Here is a 227-nt window from a genome sequence, read left to right as displayed (position 1 = left end):
GCTGTTCAAGACACTAAATCCAAGGCAAACGACGGCCCGACCTGGGAACAAATGATGGCGCAAATCATTGAAGCCGCCCAATCCCTAGAGCCGGGCAAGCCCACCCTCCACCAGTCCTACAACAACCCCGCAGGCACTGGCAGGGCAGAAGGCGACCCCAACGTCTACAAGGGCGACCAGGTCAACTTCTACGTCGATGACGGTGGCCCCTACCGCCTTGAAGCAGA

General features: G+C 59.0%; 1 pseudogene. It reads left to right on the top strand.

What is annotated here, in order from left to right:
- Positions 1–227 (top strand): annotated as a pseudogene (locus tag HMPREF2884_RS09515) (peptide ABC transporter ATPase); the annotation flags it as partial.

Origin of the sequence: Rothia sp. HMSC073B08, assembly GCF_001812975.1 — a bacterium.
Classification (GTDB): domain Bacteria; phylum Actinomycetota; class Actinomycetes; order Actinomycetales; family Micrococcaceae; genus Rothia; species Rothia mucilaginosa.
The sequence above is the reverse complement of the archived record's forward strand: the minus strand, read 5'-3'. Positions and strand labels throughout refer to the sequence as shown.